The organism is uncultured Psychromonas sp., assembly GCF_947489755.1.
Lineage (GTDB): Bacteria > Pseudomonadota > Gammaproteobacteria > Enterobacterales > Psychromonadaceae > Psychromonas.
Window position 1 is genome coordinate 195,542 of record NZ_CANLFB010000002.1, and the last position, 19,102, is coordinate 214,643.

General features: G+C 37.3%; 18 protein-coding genes. 13 read left to right on the forward strand and 5 right to left on the reverse strand.

Annotation, left to right across the window (positions count from 1 at the left end; translation table 11 throughout):
• Positions 1-64: 64 nt before the first annotated feature.
• The 10 genes from Q0794_RS02060 to Q0794_RS02105 all read left to right on the forward strand — a co-directional run bounded on the left by Q0794_RS02060 (position 65) and on the right by Q0794_RS02105 (position 7,569).
• On the forward strand, positions 65-736 hold the full coding sequence (locus Q0794_RS02060; protein WP_298939842.1) for a Fe2+-dependent dioxygenase: 672 nt from the start codon (positions 65-67) through the stop codon (positions 734-736).
• A 119-nt stretch (positions 737-855) separates the two neighbouring features.
• A complete protein-coding gene (locus Q0794_RS02065; protein ID WP_298939843.1) occupies positions 856-1,503 on the forward strand; it encodes a PepSY-associated TM helix domain-containing protein in 648 nt (215 codons plus the stop codon).
• A 117-nt stretch (positions 1,504-1,620) separates the two neighbouring features.
• Positions 1,621-2,133 (forward strand): DUF2271 domain-containing protein, encoded by a 513-nt coding sequence (locus Q0794_RS02070; RefSeq protein ID WP_298939844.1) that lies wholly within the window; start codon positions 1,621-1,623, stop codon positions 2,131-2,133.
• 102 nt (positions 2,134-2,235) lie between these two features.
• Entirely contained in the window at positions 2,236-3,069 is an 834-nt protein-coding gene (locus Q0794_RS02075) for a DUF4198 domain-containing protein (protein ID WP_298939845.1), read from the forward strand.
• A 14-nt stretch (positions 3,070-3,083) separates the two neighbouring features.
• Positions 3,084-3,407, forward strand: coding sequence for a hypothetical protein (locus tag Q0794_RS02080; protein ID WP_298939846.1), 324 nt, complete (start codon positions 3,084-3,086; stop codon positions 3,405-3,407).
• Positions 3,404-4,009 carry a hypothetical protein gene (locus Q0794_RS02085; RefSeq protein WP_298939847.1) on the forward strand — a complete coding sequence of 202 codons (606 nt, stop codon included), beginning with the start codon at positions 3,404-3,406 and terminating at the stop codon, positions 4,007-4,009. Before Q0794_RS02080 ends, Q0794_RS02085 begins: the two co-directional genes overlap by 4 nt.
• A gap of 23 nt (positions 4,010-4,032) precedes the next feature.
• Positions 4,033-4,935: a zinc ABC transporter substrate-binding protein gene (locus Q0794_RS02090; protein ID WP_298939848.1), complete on the forward strand. Its 903-nt coding sequence runs from the start codon at positions 4,033-4,035 to the stop codon at positions 4,933-4,935.
• The gene (locus Q0794_RS02095) at positions 4,935-5,702 is read left to right on the forward strand and encodes a metal ABC transporter ATP-binding protein (protein WP_298939849.1); all 768 of its coding nucleotides are present in this window, start codon (positions 4,935-4,937) and stop codon (positions 5,700-5,702) included. Before Q0794_RS02090 ends, Q0794_RS02095 begins: the two co-directional genes overlap by 1 nt.
• Positions 5,702-6,580 (forward strand): metal ABC transporter permease, encoded by an 879-nt coding sequence (locus Q0794_RS02100; protein ID WP_298939850.1) that lies wholly within the window; start codon positions 5,702-5,704, stop codon positions 6,578-6,580. The genes Q0794_RS02095 and Q0794_RS02100 overlap by 1 nt, the downstream gene beginning before the upstream one ends.
• A complete protein-coding gene (locus Q0794_RS02105) occupies positions 6,580-7,569 on the forward strand; it encodes an ABC transporter substrate-binding protein (protein WP_298939851.1) in 990 nt (329 codons plus the stop codon). Before Q0794_RS02100 ends, Q0794_RS02105 begins: the two co-directional genes overlap by 1 nt.
• A 182-nt stretch (positions 7,570-7,751) precedes the next feature.
• Here the strand turns inward: Q0794_RS02105 and Q0794_RS02110 are convergent, their stop codons facing one another.
• On the reverse strand, positions 7,752-9,212 hold the full coding sequence (locus Q0794_RS02110) for a hypothetical protein (protein WP_298939852.1): 1,461 nt from the start codon (positions 9,210-9,212) through the stop codon (positions 7,752-7,754).
• Between the two features lie 448 nt (positions 9,213-9,660).
• On the opposite strand from Q0794_RS02110, the gene guaD reads away from it, so the two are divergent.
• A complete protein-coding gene (gene guaD, locus Q0794_RS02115; RefSeq protein ID WP_298939853.1) occupies positions 9,661-10,971 on the forward strand; it encodes a guanine deaminase in 1,311 nt (436 codons plus the stop codon).
• A 110-nt stretch (positions 10,972-11,081) separates the two neighbouring features.
• The gene (locus tag Q0794_RS02120; protein WP_298939854.1) at positions 11,082-11,660 is read left to right on the forward strand and encodes a nucleoside triphosphate pyrophosphohydrolase family protein; all 579 of its coding nucleotides are present in this window, start codon (positions 11,082-11,084) and stop codon (positions 11,658-11,660) included.
• Positions 11,661-11,852: 192 nt separating this feature from the next.
• On the opposite strand, the gene Q0794_RS02125 is transcribed toward Q0794_RS02120, so the two are convergent.
• Together Q0794_RS02125 and Q0794_RS02130 are read right to left on the reverse strand one after the other, a co-directional pair.
• Entirely contained in the window at positions 11,853-13,115 is a 1,263-nt protein-coding gene (locus tag Q0794_RS02125) for a HAMP domain-containing sensor histidine kinase (RefSeq protein ID WP_298939855.1), read from the reverse strand.
• A 40-nt stretch (positions 13,116-13,155) separates the two neighbouring features.
• Positions 13,156-13,860 (reverse strand): response regulator transcription factor, encoded by a 705-nt coding sequence (locus Q0794_RS02130; RefSeq protein WP_298939856.1) that lies wholly within the window; start codon positions 13,858-13,860, stop codon positions 13,156-13,158.
• 310 nt (positions 13,861-14,170) lie between these two features.
• On the opposite strand from Q0794_RS02130, the gene Q0794_RS02135 reads away from it, so the two are divergent.
• A complete protein-coding gene (locus tag Q0794_RS02135; protein WP_298939857.1) occupies positions 14,171-14,656 on the forward strand; it encodes a GAF domain-containing protein in 486 nt (161 codons plus the stop codon).
• Positions 14,657-14,833: 177 nt separating this feature from the next.
• Here the strand turns inward: Q0794_RS02135 and Q0794_RS02140 are convergent, their stop codons facing one another.
• On the reverse strand, positions 14,834-15,973 hold the full coding sequence (locus tag Q0794_RS02140; protein WP_298939858.1) for a Na/Pi cotransporter family protein: 1,140 nt from the start codon (positions 15,971-15,973) through the stop codon (positions 14,834-14,836).
• A 501-nt stretch (positions 15,974-16,474) separates the two neighbouring features.
• Positions 16,475-19,084, reverse strand: coding sequence for a DNA mismatch repair protein MutS (mutS, locus tag Q0794_RS02145; protein WP_298939859.1), 2,610 nt, complete (start codon positions 19,082-19,084; stop codon positions 16,475-16,477).
• Positions 19,085-19,102: the final 18 nt, after the last annotated feature.

The window sequence follows — 19,102 nt, forward strand, 5'->3', positions numbered from 1 at the left end:
TTTTAAAATAACAATAAAGCGGGCATATAAGTGTCCGCTTTTTTTATGGGAAGGTTATTCGTTAATGATCACTATTCTTGAAAATGTTCTTTCTGAAGATGAACTAAAACAAATACATCAGACTTTGAGTCGTGGAAAATTTCACGCTGGTGATGAAACCGCTGGTTGGGCTGCTAAATCAGTCAAAAAGAATCTTCAATGGTATGCAGAACCTGAATTAGAAACTGCTCTTTCTAATACGATGACCACTAAATTAGTGACACATCCAGATTTTGCCACTACAACTTATGCTAAAAAAATCGCCCCTTTTTTATTTAGTGAAAGTAAAGATTTTGGTGGTTATGGAAATCATGTTGATGATGCGCTAATGGGGGCTGATGCGATTATTCGCTCTGATATCTCTTGTACTATCTTTCTTTCTGACCCAAAAGATTACAACGGTGGAGAATTAGTATTTTCTATTGGAGCCCAAGAGTTAAGTTATAAATTGTCTGCAGGTCAGGCTATTATTTATCCTTCTACCACATTGCACCGCGTTGAACCTGTCACAGACGGAGTAAGAAGTGTTGCCGTTACTTGGTTAGAGAGTTATGTCCGAGATACTGAAAAACGCGGGATTCTTAGTGATCTCGATTTAGCACGACGTAATATTATGAGTACACAAGGCAAAAATACAGCTTTTGATCAAATCAGCCGCTCTCATGCAAATCTATTACGTCTCTGGGCTGAAACCTAATTATTAACCTCGCTATATAAATCTATTCAAGTAAAGCAAATGTAAAGAATGTAAGTTTCATTATTTTTTAAATGAGAATCAATTACATTTGCATCTTTATCGTCAACCACATTATGAATATGTCTAATACCATTAATAATCCGCTCAAAAATAAGAAAGTACAGTTATGGGCTCGCCGTTTACATATTTATGTTTCGATGGCGTTATTACTGGTTGTGTTGTTCTTTTCGATCACTGGGATCACGTTAAATCGTCCACAACTTTATGTCAGTGACACTCCGAAAGTTGATCGTAATATTTTATCAATACCAGATCGATTCTTTGCATTAGAAGAAGGCAAATTCAGTGTTGATAAAACATCATTATTAAATTATCTCACCACGGAAGGAAAGTTGTCAGGAAAACCTTCCGCGATGCAGATGTTTAGCGAAGTTGAAGAAGGTGAATTAGTCGAAGGGGAGCTTTCCCTGGATTATAAAGGACCAGGTTATAACAGTACTGTGTTCATTGATATGGTGACTCAAGAAGCTGAAATTGAGATAACACATTACGGTGCAATCGCAGTATTAAATGACCTGCATAAAGGCCGAAATAGTGGTGAGGTCTGGACTTGGTTTATTGATATTAGCGCGCTACTGATGGTGTTTTTTGTGTTAACTGGGGTGTGTTTATTAGTCCCTAAAAAGAAGAGCTTTATCTTAGGTCTGAAATGGACGACTTTTGGTTCAATGGTCACGCTATTGATTTACCTGTTTGCTGTGCCGTAGTACTGGCAATTTAAAGACCATAATTTGCATTAAATAATTTAAAGCGCCAGTTGAAAAACAAAAGTTGAAAAAAGTAGAAAAAGCCAAAAACAAGAACCTAAAAACGAGAATCTATTAATGAAAGTTAAAAATCTAACGTGTTTACTGTTTAGTTTATGTATCGCTTTACCCAGCTGGGCTAAAAGTATTCCTAAAACCGCAACCATGGATATTGAGTTTGTTATACCGAATATCGAGGCGAGCATTTATGCACGACCTTATGTTGCTGTTTGGATTGAAGATAAACAACGAGAACCTGTCCGTACCATACAACTATGGGTTGGTGAAGATGAATGGCTAAAAGACCTTCGCAGCTGGTGGAGAAAGGTAGGTCGTAATGATCGTGCAGTGGTTGATGCCGTTACCTCTGCCACAAGACCTGTTGGTCAATATCGTTTTAGTTGGGATGGATTAGATCAGCAAGGTAAACGTGTAGAGCAAGGTGATTACACCTTTTATGTTGAAGTCGTGCGAGAGCACGGTGGACGTAATTATATACGCCAAAAAATACAGCTAGCAGAGGAGGGTTTTAATATACAGCTAGAACCTACCGAAGAAACAGGGTTAATAACCTTAGATTACCATCTGTAGCGCTTACTGAAATATTGTTTTTGAAATGCACGATGACGTTATGTTGATTAACCCATTTTATTTTTAAATTTATTTTTAAACTAGTTATTAAGAGAGAGAAAAATGTTGAATAAAAAAATAAGCACACTGGTTGTCCTTTGCTCTGTAGTGGCAGGCGGCATGCTATCAAGTGTCGCGAATGCACACCCTCGTTGGGTATTACCATCGCACTTTACTATTTCTAAAGAAGGTGGAGATTGGCTGGCCTTTGACGTAACGGCTTCTCACGGTACGTTTGTATTAGACAAGCCTGCAGGTGCAGAAAGTGCACGTATTATTATGCCTGATGGACGTGAAGAACGCCCTGATGCTGTGCTACGTGGTAAGCGCCGCTCTGTATTTGATTTTCACTTTACAGAAGAAGGCACGCACAGAGTACAAATCAATGGTGAGCCAAATTATGTTACAAATTATAAAGTTGGTAAACGAGATACAAATAAAAGAATGCGTGCGAATAAAGTTGAGCGAGCGACATTATTGCCAGAAGGCGCACGTGATGTAACTAGTACATTAAACTACACGCGAGCTGAAACTTATATTACTGTGGGTAAACCAAGTGAAAAACCTTTCGCATTAGAAGGTAAGTACTTGGAGCTTCAAACTATTACGAAACCTGCAGACATTGTGGCGACTGAACCAGTACGCTTTCAGTTATTCTTTAACGGCAAAGCACAAGCGGGCGTAAAAGCTGAAATTACACGTGACGGTATTTTATACCGTAATCAACAGGATCAAATTGACGTGGTCAGCGATGAGCAAGGCTTTGTCGATTTTACGCCTGAAATCGCTGGTCGTTATATTTTAAAAGCGTCACACAGAGCACCCGTTGCTAACAATCCACTAGCAGATAAAATGAATGCGAGTGTACATCTTACTTTTGAAGCAATACTTCCATAGTGGCGGGGCTAACGATGACGTTTAAACAACCCTTAAAAACCTTAAGTGGCGTTGCTTTATTGTTATCAAGTAGCGCAGCTTTCGCTCACTTTCCTTTAATGCATTGCGTATTTAAAGGTGACAATATTGAGTGTGAAGCAGGTTACAGTGACGGCAGTAAAGCCGTTAACTCTAAAGTTAGCATGTATGATTATGATGATAATTTAGTGGCTAAAGAAATCACTGATAAACGTTCTATTGCAACGTTTAAAAAAACCTCAGGGGATTTTTATATCGTGTTTGATTCTGGTCATGAAAGCCCTGTAGAAGTTGACGGTGTTGAGATAACAGACAAATGATAATTCAACAACCTGTTGTCAGTGAAAATAAGAGCCATGAAGGGCAGTGGATCGCTTTTTTATGTGCCCTTATTTTGATGCTGGGCGCGCTGTTATTGCCTTATAACAGCGTTAACCATCAACATAATAATCTACAAGCACATCAAGTGTTGATTACCGATCTAGCGCCGCCTCCTTTATCAATGATTGCCGAGTTACGACTTGCTCATGAAGAAATACGTTATTTCTATGAAGTGAATCAATCTTGGTTGCCTATTGCACAATTAGAAGAAGATTGGATTGCCCCTTTTGTAAAAGATAAAAGCTGGACGCATCAAGGTGAACATCAATGGTCGCTAATTGCCCCTGGTATTTATCAAAGTAACCCGGCACAGGGTGGTCCTCGTTATTTATTAAATAGCCAAGATCAGGATCTCGATATTTGGATTGATTTTAAAAACACAACACCACAAGCAAGCATCATTAAAGTAAATGTTAATGCAGAAGTTAATAGCGATGTTAAAGCACAATCTAACACGATTGATAACACATCATTAATTAAAGCAGGTTGGACTCAAGTGGTATTTGAACTAGAACAAAATGCATCCGATCACGCCCATTAACATCATTCACGAGACCCTCTATCATGTTTAAAACACTCTCTTTAGGTTTACTATTGATGCTAAGCAGCAGTTTAAGCTATGCAGAAAAACTAACCGTTGGTATTACATTACAACCTTATTACAGTTACGTAAAAGCTGTGGTAGGTGATCTCGTTGAAGTACTCCCGTTAGTTGATGAAGGCTTTAATCCTCATAACTATCAACCACAAGCTAATGATTTACGTCGTTTAAATGAAATGGATGTCATTGTGATTAATAATATTGGTCACGATGACTTTGCACTGAAAGTGATTAAAGCCGCTAACCGTGATGATTTAATTATTATAAAGGCCAATAAAGACGTGCCGTTATTACCTGCAATGGGACAATCTGTTGGCAGTGGTGTCGTTAATCCACATACGTTTGTGGGTGTTTCAACCACCATTCAGAAGGTGTATACCATTGCCAATGAGATGGCAAAAATTGACCCAGATAACGCTAAGCAATACCGTGCGAATGCGCGTCAATATGCGCTGAAATTTAGAAAAATGAAACACCAAGCGATGTTAGCGTTAAGCGATATCAATACCGCTGGTATGAAGGTAGCGACAACACATAATGCTTATGGTTATATTCTGCAAGAATTTGGTGTCGAAGTGAGCGCGGTTATAGAACCTGCCCATGGTGTTGAACCGAGTGCGAGTCAATTACAAGAAACCATTGAAAAAATCAGAGAATCTGGAATCGATGTGTTGTTCTATGAACTTAACATGCCGAATCGTTACGTTGATACGATTGAAAAGGAAACGGGTATTAAATTGTATCGTTTCTCTCATATGACGCATGGTGCTTATGAAGTAGATAAAGTAGAAGTTGAAATGCGTCAGAATCTAAACACCTTAGTGGAAGCGATGAAGTTTACTGCTCAACAAAAAGGTGGTGTGTAGTGGGACCTTCAATTTCATTGAGTAATGTTGCTTTACGTTATGAAAACAATATCGTCTTGCAGGATATTTCAGTCTCACTTGATGCGGGAAAATGTCACGTGATCATGGGACCTAACGGTGGCGGTAAAACATCTTTGTTACGTTCAATCTTAGGGTTAACACCTTTTAAAGGTGAGATAAATGTTAACTGGACAGATAAAAAAGGCAAGATAGGTTATGTGCCACAAAAAGCGACCTTTGAACCGAGTTTGCCGTTAACCGTTCTCGATTTTATTCTACTCAATCAAAGCCGTTCCCCGCTATTTTTTAACTTTAATAAAAAACACAAAGTGAAAGCATTAGCGCAATTAGCCCGTTTAGGCATGGCCGATCGCGCGATGTTTCGTATGGGGCAACTATCAGGTGGAGAGCAGCAACGCGTTTTATTTGCTCAAGCATTATTAGATAACCCTGACTTACTTATTTTAGATGAACCCACCAACGGTATGGATGATCAAGGTGTACGTTACTTTGAGTCTTTGATCAGTGATTTAGTGAAAGAGCAAAAAACCATTCTTGTAGTACACCATGATATCAGTGCCGTGCGTCGTTTAGAGGCAATAGTTCACGTGGTCAATGGCGTGTTAATTGAAAGTGGTGATGCAAGTGAAGTATTGCACACCAGTAAGATAGAGCAGCTTTTTAATCATTACCGTAGTACGCCAATGACCGATGTTGCGAATAAATCAACAGCGACGACAACATCGACGAACAGTGAGGTGGCATAGTGGATACGTTACGTTTATTGGCAAGCCAAGGTGCTGAAGCAGGTTGGTTAAGTGAGAGCTTCTCTTATGCGTTTATGGTTAACGCATTAGTTGCGGCATTATTAGTGGGACCTTTGTTAGGAGGGTTAGGCACATTAGTGATTGCCAAGCGATTGGCCTTCTTTTCAGAAGCGGTTGGCCATGCGGCTTTAACCGGGATTGCGATTGGTGTGCTATTAGGTGAACCACCTGAAAACCCAATTATTGGTTTGTTTTGTTTCTGCATGATCTTTGCGTTGTTATTGCATTTTGTACGTAATCGCACCGCAGTGCCTTACGATACATTAGTAGGGGTTTTCCTTGCTGTTGCTTTAGCAGGTGGTGCGGCATTACTGATGTACGTTGCTCGTAAAATCAATATTCACATGTTAGAAAATGTATTATTTGGTTCGATCTTGACGATCACTGACTTTGATTTGTTAGTGTTAGGCGTGAGTTGCTTGTTGATTATTGTCGGGCTTGTTTTTACTTTTAATCGTATTTTATTGGCTTCTATCAGCCCAGATATTGCTAAGGTGCGAGGTTATAATACGCATTTCTATGATTACTTATTTGTGATGATGATTACTTTAGTGACGATTGCTGCGGTTAAGATTGTTGGCGCAGTATTGGTGGGGGCGTTATTGCTTATCCCTGGGGCAACGGCACGTTTAATGACTAAAAGTATGGGCAGTTTTGTGCTGCTATCTTCATTATTAGCGACGCTGAGCTGCTTAATTGGTACGTTATTACCGATGGAGCTAAAACTACCTATTCCCTCTGGTGCATCGATTATTTTAGTGGCAGCTAGTTTCTTTTTAATCGCGACTATTTATCGCATTATTGGTGGACGTTCATAATGAAACAAGTACTTAACTCATTGATACATAAAACACCTAAAATCGCTTTACATAAAGCATCTAAAATCTATTTATATAAAGCACCTACAACCTTTTTATATAAAGCACTTGGCAGACTGAGTAAGTTATCTCGCTATGTGGTTATGTTTGCTAGCTTATTAGCATTATTACCAAGTCAGTTAATGGCGAAAGATATTTTAACGACAATGCCCGTTACTTATATGATGGCGACCCAATTAATGAAAGGTTCGCCGATCACAACTACTTACTTAGCACCAAAACGTTATGGCTTAGACAGGTTAAGTAATTGGTACGCGACGAAGGGAGAGGCTAACGCATTAGAAGCTGGCAAAAAGGCTAAAGTAGCGATTACGCTAAAGGCATTATGGCCGAAAGATCCGCTCTTTGTTTATGCGCGCCAGGGTAATATTAATTTAATTGAAATTGATGCGTCACAATCAATATCTCCACGTGCACGTGGCATTGCGACGGTGCAGTTAAGTGATGGTAGTAGCTCTATTTATGCTTGGCTCAACCCAAATAACATCGGTACGATGTTCAGTATCGTCAGTGAAGATCTAAAACGAATTTGGCCTGAATATGCTGATTTAATTGAGAAGAATCAGCAGGCGTTATTAGTTCAGGTTCGTTTGCTTATTAATCAACAACAGCAAATCTTATTTGATAAAGAGATCGATTCAGTGGTGTTGTTATCAGATCAATTGGAAGACTTTGCTTCTGCCAATCAACTGTTTGTTGTGCAACGTCTGTTTAAAGAAGAATTGGAATGGACTGAGCAAGATAAGTTAGCGTTAAAAACACTATTAACAGAGTCACCGCACTTGTGGCTACTGACCACTAAAAAGGTCTCTCAGCAGCTTAAAACGTTATTGCCTAACTTTACCAATATATTAGTGATTGATAGTATCGACCGTTGGGGTAGTAAAGGTATTCAACTTGAAAAACCATTTCAACGATGGTTGTTTTAACATGACATTCGTTAAGATCCCGTTATTAATGCATTTATTAAATTAAGCACTCATTAACCAGGCAATCGTTAACCAGACAATCTATTAACCAGAAAATGATTAAACAAAAATGCCGTTTAGCTGTAATAAGTTAAACGGCATTTTTATAGATGAAGAAAGCTTTAAACTTTGAACCTTAAATATTAAAGGCGTCGTTTAATGTGCATTAAAGAATACAACGTCGATTGTAACTTCTTATCTTTTTTATCTTTAATTTTTGCTTCGCCTGCTTTTTCTATTTCTATAATACCTGAACGATTTAAAGTGATTCGGTAACGTTCAAATTGCGCTTGATATTGACCCTGGTCTAAGGCAATAATCACGTTGATTTGGTAACGTCGTTCAATCGACGTGGTTTGAATCTTTTCTCTATTCGCTGTTGTATCTAAACGCTCGAAGACTTTACCGGTACCACCTTCCGCATAACGCGTTAACGGACGTAAACTAAAGAAGATATTTTCTTCCATCGTATCGTAACCGGCTTGAAAACCTTGTTTACTGACGCGTGTTTCAATACGGTAATGCAATAACTGCGCACTTTGTTTGTTTTGAGAGTGACGCTCTGCCAGTAAATCTTTACTCTGTTGCGGCAGTTTTTTGCTAATGCTGTAATCTAACCAGACTTTCTGCTTTGCTATTTCTACTTGGCTCGTTGAATCATATAAGGTACGAGCCCATTTAGGCTTCCCTCGTCGTATCCATCGCCATAACATGTTTTTAAATTCATCTTTAAATACTTCACGTACCCCATAAATGATCGCTAATAAGAAGATCATTAACGTCGTTAACTGGCTGAATGCTCCCTGCGTTTTGATGATTAACACTAATACCACACTCATCAATAAAGCGGTCGCAACGCCCGTCACCAATTTCTTTGTATGGTTGCCAAGCACAAGGGTTCGGCTTTTAAAAATCACACCATATTCAATCAAGCGTCGTAATAAACGCATTTTATTCGCAATACGGTTAGGATCTTTTAATGTTGCTTCAGAGTTATAACCTTTTTTCTTACGGTATTGGCTCTCTTCATCACAAATGGCGAGTAACGCTAAACGTGTTTCAGAAAACTCACTTGGGCGAGGTTTTTTAACCAACATACGCATGATAGTTTGTTCGGTATACCATGATAAATAGTTATCAACATTCTCATAGATAGATGTTAATTTGGCACTTTTAGGTTGGTGGCTACGATGTTTTTTTAAAATGTCTAAACAGTGCTCTGTCAATTCAACGGCTGCATCATAAAAATCCGCTAAACTCTCGCTATCATTAATCGCTAATACTTCATTGGCATCAGTATCTAATGCGGAGATATATTGGTAAGCAAATAAGTTGAGGTTACTTTTATACTCTGATGCAGAGCGTTTCATACGGCTTGCAAAACGACGGTGTAATAGAGGTAAATGTAAGCCTTTGGTATGGTAGGCGCGACGCCCATTGATACCTGCATTGAAGTAATCTGTTTCTGATAAGGTGTCTTTATTTATGCCCATCTCTTTTGGTAATGAAAAATATAAATCAATACGCCTAAACGTCCCTTGTTTCATGTGATGGGTCAATTTAATTGATAATTTTTCGTCCTGCTTTAAAGTGAAGTTGGGCAATTTTTCCTCCTTAGTTAGCTGCAGTATATCTGTATTGTAAAGCGTTGTAATGATCAAGAGCGTAATTTTCTAACATTTTAATATACTAATTTATGCGTTTTTTCTTATTTAAAATAGATCTATATATAAAACCTTTGTTATTGATTTTATGACTTTTAATAATGTTTTTTACATTAGGACTTAACTGCTTTGTATTAGTGCTTAGTTGCACCATTTTATGGCATGTTTATTAACATTAAATGAATATTTTTATATTGATCCTCATTAAAATTAGTACTTTAAGGTTGGCATGATTTTGGCTATATTACTCATGCTTTTGGTGATTTTCGGTTGTTAATAATAAAACGCTTGAACAAGGGCTCTGTTTTTATGAGTCAAAAATCATAGTTGTCATTTAATTTGACGTTATTTAACGCAACCTGAATAAATCTAACTATGGGCATTCTTTATGATTCAACAATCAAATACAGTTCTTCGCGCAAGCTTTTTGCATTTTATTAACGATCCAGCCAAAGTAGAAAACATTGATGATGCTTATCAATATATTGCTGATGGCTTACTGGTTATTGAAAATGGCAAAGTAAAGTCATTGACACCATTTAATGATAAAAGTGCAGACTTATACCCTCACCTTGAAGATAAACGTGGGCAATTAATCATGCCTGGTTTTATTGATACACATATCCATTACCCGCAAACAGAAATGATTGCTGCTTACGGTGAGCAACTTTTAGAATGGTTAGAGACTTATACGTTTCCAACCGAGAAACAGTTTAAAGATAAATTATACGCACAAAAAATATCGCAGTTTTTTATTAACGAACTATTAAAAAATGGCACGACTAGCGCTTTAGTTTTTGGAACGGTTCATCCTGAATCTGTTGATGCGTTATTTGAAGAAGCTGAAAAAATAGATATGCGCATGATTGCTGGTAAAGTGATGATGGATCGCAATGCACCGGATTACCTCTTAGATACTGCTCAATCAAGCTATGATCAGTCTAAAGCATTGATTGAAAAATGGCATAATAAAGGGCGTTTACAATACGCTATCACCCCTCGCTTTGCACCTACCTCAACGCCTGAACAACTCGAATTAGCAGGAAAGTTAAAAGCAGAATATCCAGATGTCTATGTTCAAACTCACTTGTCTGAAAATGTCGATGAAATTGAATGGGTCAAATCTTTATTCCCTGAGCGCGAAGGCTACCTAGATGTCTATGAACATTATGGTTTAACGGGTGATAAGAGTGTATTTGCACATTGTATTCATCTGACTGATAAAGAATGGACAATAATGGCAGAGAGTAATTCTGTTATTGCTTTTTGTCCTACTTCAAATTTGTTTTTAGGCAGTGGCCTATTTAATTTAGATAAAGCAGATGATAATAATGTGCCTGTTGGTCTTGCGACTGATGTGGGCGGTGGTACGAGCTTTTCACAATTACGTTCATTAAGTGAAGCTTACAAAATAATGCAGCTACAGGGTAAAAAGCTATCTGTATTTAAAGGGTTATATTTAGCGACATTAGGCAGTGCACAATCGCTTAGCTTAGATCATAAAGTCGGTAACTTTGAAAAAGGAAAAGAAGCTGATTTTATTGTATTAGATTGGGCTGCAACGGAATTACAAACATTACGCCTTGAAAACTCAAACAGTTTACAAGATAAATTATTTGCTTTAATGATGTTAGGTGATGAACGAAATATTCATTCAACCTATGTTGCAGGGAAATTAGTTTATAGCGCTGCTGATTAACTCTATCTGCTCCATTTTCCTGCCTATAATAGAGTGAATAATTTAGTTATAATCAGATTCAGATGTTATAACTAATTTTATAATCAACTTTGTTACAGGTAGGAAATTTCATGAAATTAACTCAATTATCGACTGCTCTTTACGAAAAATTGTATGCCGATATCACTCAGTTCAGAGAAACCTTTGATCTAGCTTGCGCCGCGCCAGAAACGTTAGATGATAAAGCTGATGAGTTACATACTTCATTAATCATCGAAGAACTCACAGAGTTAGCTGAAGCGCCTTGTAAGGTTGAACAGGCTGATGCAATTGTTGATAGCGTTTATGTATTAATGGGGCGTTTAGTACATTTAGGTGATACGAACGTTGAAGATAACCTTGCCATTAGTTACCTGATTGATTTGTTCTTAAATGTAGCGAAACAACGCAAGATTGATTTTATCACTTGTTGGGATGAAGTACATTCAAGCAACATGAGCAAAGTCTGCCGCAATCAACAAGAATACGCAGATACGGTTGCGTTTTATGCAAAACAGGGTGTGACGCTAACGGACAGTGTAAAAGGTGAGTTCATCATCGCTAAATGTGCTGAAGACGTACAGATGGAAAGCAAATTAGTGCGTAAAGGTAAGGTCTTAAAATCTGTTTATTATCGACCTGCTGACTTAGCGCCTTTAGTTAACCTATAAGCTGCTAGTTGAAAGACTTCATTAAGCGTTCAGTTAAACCTAAAACTACTATTTTTAAGGTTTAACTGAACGCTTTTTTATCAATCGCTACAAAAGCATTTTCTATTTATCACCGTTCTTTATAATAAATTATTTTCTGTCAAAGCTGTTCTCTATAAAAACTAACATATTAGAATTTTTAGTGATGGGCCATTACAAAAAATTTATTTCCACATAATGACCATCTTCTGTCGCTACATTCTTATATTGCCAAGCATAGTGTTGTATCAAACGTTCTGTTAATTCTAAACCTAAACCAAACCCTAGTTCATTTTTAAGCTGATTTTCAGTTTTTTCTATTTGTTCAATATTTTCAATTTCTTGAGAGTCAAATTCTCGATTGTTAATGATCAATTTGCTCCCTGCTTGAATAATTCTAATTTTACCTTCAGTGGTATGTTGTAAAGCATTACGAAGTAAATTGTTGATCACAATTCGACATAACGCTTGAGGTAATAACAGTAACGTTTCATCTGTTTTAATCTTAACCTCTACATTTTTTCCACTCAATAAATAAGTGAGTTCTTCTAATAATTGTTCTGTTAATTTACCAATAGAAATACTTATTAATGGAATCGATTTATCTGTTTTTCGGTTTAACCATAACAAGGTTTCAGTCAGGTCTGTCATATTAAAACTCGCACGCTCAATGCGTTCTAATACCTGTAGTTGCTTATCTACACTGATATCTTTTTCTATCATTTTACGTAATAACTCAGTATTCGTACGCGTAATCGCAATAGGTGTACGTAGCTCATGGCTCGCATAACCTAAAAAGCGCTGTTCTCGATCTAAGCCTTCTTGTACTGAACGTAAACTAGATTGAACAATACTGGCTAAGCTATTGAGTTCGCTAAAATGAAAGTCAGGTATTGGCTGTATTAGTTTTTCTTTGCTTAAGTTTTTAGTCCAGGCCATTAGTTTTTCAACTGGGTTAGCGACTTTTCGTATGATGAAATAGGGGACTAAGGCAAATAATGCCATCAGAGCCAAAGCAATTAAAGAAAGGTAAAAAAAGGGGGGGATTTTATCTTGTACAGAAGGTTCCGAGTCTTGCCACTTTGGCGAGACAAACATAGAAGAAATATAACGGATTTTATTTTTTCGCATTACCTTCAATACAAAGTAGCCTGCTTCAGGAGGTCCAAACAATGGATTACCATCAATACTTTTAAGTAGCAGGTTATCAACAACGTCTTCTTGATTAAGGTTTGCTTTTATTAATGGAGGTAAATCCTCCCAACGCGTTGCTACAATGAAATCATTAAGTTGTATAGGATGACCATCAGAAACAGGCTTTTTATAAGCTTGTGCACGCATTGCATTGCTCATGGAAAAGTCTATACCGGTTAAAAAGTAATTAAAGCTTACCGCTGACATAATTGAAATCGTGGTCACGCCAGTGATAATTATCATAATTAAAAAATAGCCTTTTAGACTTGGCCTTATTTTCATACTAGCTACTCATTTTTAATACAAAACCATGCCCTACTAAAGTGTGGACTAGTTTTTGATTATTGGGTGTATAAGTACCACTTGCTTGACCATCGACCACTTTTCTTAAATTAAACATATGTACTTTTAGGCTATTACTATCAGGTTGTTGGTCTCCCCATACACTGCGCATTAATTTATCTCTACTGACTGGATTTGGACTTGCTAACATTAAGGTCTCTAAAATTTTAAAGCCAGTAGGAGATAATTTCAAAGGCACTGAATCGCGAGTAATAACTTGTTGTTTACTGTCTAATTCAAGGCCACATACATTTAATTTTTTAGTTTCTCCGCTACGTCTTCGCGATAAAACTTGTACTCGCGCAATCAGTTCTTCCATTGCAAACGGCTTAACTAAGTAATCATCTGCACCTTTTGAGAAGCCTTGCAATTTATCATCGAGCGTATCTTTAGCGGTCAACATTAAAATAGGAACATCGATACCTTGAGAACGTAATGTTTCACATACTTCTAAGCCATTCATTTTTGGCATATTTAAATCTAGAATAACGACATCATAGTTATTTGACTTTATTAGATTAAAGCCTGATAAACCATTTGCTGCATGATCGCATTTAATTTTCTCAAGCCCGAAGTAATCAATAACCGCAGTCGCTAAGTCAATATCATCTTCGACTAATAATAACTGCAACTTATCTAAATCCATTATCGTATCTCGCTTATTATTTAAGTGTTTTATTTTAGCGTAATAAAATAACAATAATACGGTTAACAGCAGGTTAAGTGAATTTTATTATATTTTTATCTGCGATTTCTAATAATGATTGAAATATTTTGGAGGTGATTCCTTTCTTTTAAAAGTGCTTCATCGTTTAAATTCGTATTGATATTAAATTTACTAGTCTAATGACGAGCTTAAAATTGCATATTTGTATGTTATTTTAGAAAAATATGATTACATAATAACCACCTTAATGATGAACTACTTGTAAAAAATAAACTTTAAAGGAGATTACATGATTGATAATACTGCGGATAATGTTTTTGAAGATATTTTTGAGGATAATCAAACACAACAAAAGATTGATGAGATTGCTAAAAAATCAGGTATGAGTTCAATCTTAGTCATGAAGTCTCATGACAACGAAATGGAAGTGGTATTGAGCGGTGGTGACGCAGGCAAGGAAATTTATCATGCTCGCGATAAGGGCAAAAAAAGCACTCACTCTGAAGGGAAGCATGCTCTGTATTGTGAACGAGTCGTTAATACTAATGAGGTGTTAGAAGTACAAGATGCGGTTCTAGATCCTAATTGGAAAGATAATGAAGATCTAACTGAGTTTGGTTTGGGTACTTACTTAGGTGTACCTATTGAAAAAGATGGCAAGGTTGTAGGTACTGTATGTGCTTTAAATAATGAATCCATCAATTTTGAAAATGAACAATATAATGTATTAGCAGAGTTACAAAAAGTGAAAGGCGAGATTGAAGGTAAATTTTAATTTATTGCTTAAAACACTGACAAAAATAACGATTAAGTAATAGTTAAATAAGTATATTAAGATCGCCTTTTAACTGCGTGAGCCTTAAATAAAGAATAAAAAAAGCGATTCAATGAATCGCTTTTTTTATATATGCAGATTGTTTAAGCTAGTTATAATCTAGCTTTTATTTTTGTATTAACGTACACCCACCAAGATTAGTCCAGGTAAGATGAAGAAGGTGCCAACAACATAACCTAAAGCTAATAATTTATTTTTTGTACCTACGTCTGCTAACTTCTCTGCTCCTTTTAGCGGTAATTCACGTAAGAATGGAATACCGTAAATAACGACGACTGCTAAGAAGTTAAACAAGAAGTGTACTAAAGCAATCGTTAATGCTGCTTCTGCCATTGGTCCCGATATAGCGGTTGCTGCTAATAATGCGGTGATCGTTGTTCCAATGTTTGCACCTAACGTGAAAGGGTATATTTGACGTGTAGTAAACATGCCGCTACCCGCTAATGGGATCATTAAACTTGTTGTCGTTGATGAAGATTGCACCATCACCGTCATTAATGCACCAGAGGTAATACCTGCAACTGGGCCTTTACCTAATGCGTTGTGTAATATTGCTTTAGCGCGACCGACTAATACTTTTTTCAGTACTTTTCCTAAAAAAGTCACTGAGAATAAGATAAGTGCAACACCCGCAATAACCATGGCAATACCAGCCATTTTTCCTGGAATAATCGACGTCATATCTGAAATGATATTTACACCTGGTTTAGTTAACGGTTTCATAAAGTTAAAACCCTTCATCGACATATCAGCACTACCAACGAGTAAATGTGAAGCAGCCCCTGCCATTTTTTCTAATAAACCAAACATTAATTCTAATGGTAGGAAAATAAATACAGCAATTAAATTAAAGAAGTCATGCACTGTTGCTGCACTGAATGCGCGTTTGAAGTCTTCATTGTTACGAACGTGGCCAATTGAAACAATTGAGTTAGTGATAGTCGTACCAATATTGGCACCCATAATTAATGGAATCGCAATTGAAACAGGTAAACCGCCTGCTACTAAGCCAACAGTGACGGCTGTTACTGTTGAAGAAGATTGTACTAACGCGGTTGCTAATGTCCCTAAAATCAATGCAACTAATGGATTGCTTGCAAACTGAAATATTTCAGCGGCGCCAGCAGCACCACCAGAGAATAATTTAAAGCCACTGCTCACACTACTTACAGCGACTAACATGCAATACACTAAAAAAACGACGGCAGTCCAATTAAAGAACTGCTTCATTGTTGTATTGTTATTTGGAGTATTCATTTTTTAAGCCTATTCAATTCAGCGACTATTACGCAATGATGTTAATTATTTAAGTGCGGTGATTAAAACAGAGTTTTGTTACAGAAATATTTCAATTGTCATAAAAGATTCGTTAAATTGAAATATTTCACGTTTTTTAATAGTGGAGCAAGCATTATGCGAATCTAGGCACAGAAAATTAAATAGGTAAAAGAGGTTATATAAAAAACGTCTGCTTCTTCATTATACGTTTAATACCATTTCCTTTTTTATGATGTCAGGTTATGAGAGCAGTGATTGAATGACTGAATTATTGGTAAAGTTAATAGATAAAATGAATAAATATAATGAGGAACGGAGCTTAGTAATATATTTTGGAAAATACAGTTTAGAAATATAGATGGAAGAATCAGTTTAGAAAAATAGCTGGGAGATGTAATTTAGAGTTAAGCTTATAAATAATAAGCATGAAAAAGGGGCTAACATGCCCCTTATAATAAACCGAATAAATAATGAGTCTTTTTATAACTGTTCTTTTAATTGGTAAAGCATGGCTAGCGCTTGCTTAGGTGTTAACTCGTCCGGATCCATTCCTTCAAGTAAAGTGACGGCTTTATGCTTTTCTGGAACTGAGAAGTCGAGGCTAGCCTGAACTTGTGCTTCAGCAATATTATTGAGCGTTTGTTGGTCATTTGCTTGGCTTTCTGCAGACTGAGATTGTTTAGAAGAAGCTTCTAACTGCGCCAGTTTTTGCTTCGCATTATCTAACACTGATTTAGGCACTCCGGCTAATGCAGCAACCTGTAACCCATAACTTTTATTCGCAGCACCTTCCTGTAAGGCGTGTAAAAAGGCAATGGTATCACCATGCTCTACGGCATCTAAATGCACATTCACTAGCTCAGGAATTGTCTCAGGTAAGCGCGTTAACTCAAAGTAGTGTGTTGCAAATAATGTGTAGGCTTGAATTTTCTCTGCTAACTGTTCAGCGCAGGCCCAAGCTAACGATAAACCATCAAAAGTACTCGTTCCGCGGCCAATTTCATCCATTAATACTAATGAATTTGGCGTTGCATTATGCAGAATATTAGCCGTTTCAGTCATTTCTACCATAAAGGTTGAACGACCACTTGCTAGATCGTCAGATGCACCGATACGAGTGAAAATTCGATCAATAGGGCCTATTGTTGCACTTTGAGCTGGAATGAAGCTACCGATGTGCGCCATTAGCACCATCAATGCAACTTGACGCATATAGGTTGATTTACCGCCCATGTTAGGGCCAGTGATAATTAACATACGGCGTTGATTATGTAAGTTAACCGGATTGGCAATAAAAGGTGTTTTACTCACTTGCTCAACAACAGGGTGACGGCCTTCTTCAATGTGAATACCGTTTTGTGCCTGTAATACAGGACGAACATAATTTAAGGTTAATGCACGCTCTGTTAACGTATTTAATACATCCAATTCTGCTAATGCTTTTGCTGTGAATTGTAAGTTTTTTAAATGTGGCAATAACAGATCAATTAATTGCTCATAGAGTTTCTTCTCTAGTGCTAATGCTTTACCTTGGCTAGAGAGTACTTTCTCTTCGTGTTCTTTTAGTTCGGCAATAATGTAACGCTCAGCACCTTTAAGTGTTTGGCGACGTACATAATGCTCAGGCACATGTTCAGATTGATTTCGGCTTATCTCAATGAAGTAACCATGTACTCGGTTATAACCCACTTTTAAAGTATTAATACCTGTACTTTCACGCTCACGTTTTTCTAACGCTTCTAAGTAGTCTGTGGCACCTTTGGATAGATTACGCCAATGATCTAATTCTTCGTTATAACCCGCTTTGATCACGCCACCGTCACGTATTAAAACAGGTGGGTTATCGATCACTGCGGTTTCTAATAGGGTTAATAATTCAGGATAGTTACCCATTTCCTGGCTGAGTGTTGAAACCAGCTCAGAAGGCAACTCTGCAATTAAATGCTGTAATTCAGGTAACAAAGAAAAAGCACAACGTAAGCGTGTTAAATCACGAGGGCGAGCAGAACGTAATGCTAAACGTGCAATGACACGTTCAATATCGCCAATCTGCTTTAATGGGATAGAAAGTGCGTCTGTTAAATCAAAATCCATTAATGTTTGGATCATAGTTTGACGGTAATTTAAGACCGTTAAATTACGAATTGGCTGGTGGATCCAACGTTTTAATAAACGACTGCCCATCGGGGTTACCGTTGTATCTAATATTTGCGCTAGCGTATTATCAGTCCCGCCGGCTAGATTAAAGGTTAATTCTAGGTTACGGCGTGTGGCGGCATCTAAAATAACCGTGTCTGTACTTTGCTCCAACGTAATTGATTGAATATGCGTAAGCACTGTACGTTGAGTATCTTTTAAATATTGTAATAACGCACCAGCAGCACAAATGGCAAAGTGTGCTTTTTCAATACCAAAACCCACTAGATCTTTAGTGCCTAATTGCTGAGTTAATAGTTTTTTACAGGTGCCTAACTCAAATTCCCATTCAGGACGACGACGAATTGTCGGTAAATGCTCAATTAATTCTAAGCATTCAAAGTTATCTGGATATAATAATTCAGCAGGATTAAGTCTTTGTATTTCTGCTTGTAGTGATTCTGCTTTATTGAGTTCATTAACAATAAAACGGCCACTACCAATATCCAATGAAGCAATACCAAAGGTGTCACCTTGTTGGTAAACTGAACATAATAAGTTATCTTGTTTATCATCTAATAACGCTTCATCAGTGATCGTACCAGGGGTGATGATACGTACTATCTTACGTTCAACAGGGCCTTTACTCGTTGCTGGGTCGCCGATTTGCTCACAAATGGCAATCGATTCACCTAGCGCAATCAATTTTGCAAGGTAACCTTCAACACTGTGATAAGGAACGCCTGCCATTGGAATGGCATTACCGCCTGTTTTGCCACGTTGAGTCAGGGAAATACCTAATAATTGTGACGCTTTACGGGCATCATCAAAAAACAGTTCGTAGAAGTCACCCATACGATAAAAGAGTAAGGTGTCTGGCACTTCACTTTTTAAGGTTAAAAACTGTTGCATCATCGGAGTATGTTGTTTTAATTCTTGCGCTGTTGGCTTCATAATGAATACACTTAATAA